Source organism: Bacillus cereus group sp. N6 (assembly GCF_016483705.1).
Classification (GTDB): Bacteria; Bacillota; Bacilli; order Bacillales; family Bacillaceae_G; genus Bacillus_A; species Bacillus_A wiedmannii.
Genome location: NZ_JAEHBI010000256.1, coordinates 1 through 312 on the forward strand (window position 1 = coordinate 1; position 312 = coordinate 312).

Here is a 312-nt window from a genome sequence, read left to right on the forward strand (position 1 = left end):
ACCATATGCATAGCTTCTATTCCAGCAATCATTTTTGTAGCTGTTTGCAATGATTTCAATCCAAGCATATTCCGAATACGTTTTTTGATAAACCGGTGGTCTTGTTCAATGATATTGTTTAAATATTTTTTCACACGAAGTGGTATACGGTGTGGTATACACTGTTCTTCTTTTAGTTCACGTATCGCAACAGGATAGGCTTTATCTCCATCAGCAGTTATCGAACGAGGTTTTGTGGCATGACAAGAAACCAAGGCTTTCTTTAGAAAACACTTGGCAGCTTTCGCATCTCGTTTACGACTTAAATAAAAA

The 312-nt window shown here is 36.9% G+C and carries 1 protein-coding gene; it reads right to left on the bottom strand.

All coding sequences use genetic code 11. The features are described 5' to 3' along the window. Positions 1–312 (bottom strand): DDE-type integrase/transposase/recombinase (locus JDS99_RS31210; RefSeq protein WP_199696520.1); only part of this gene is annotated, 312 nt, incomplete at both ends.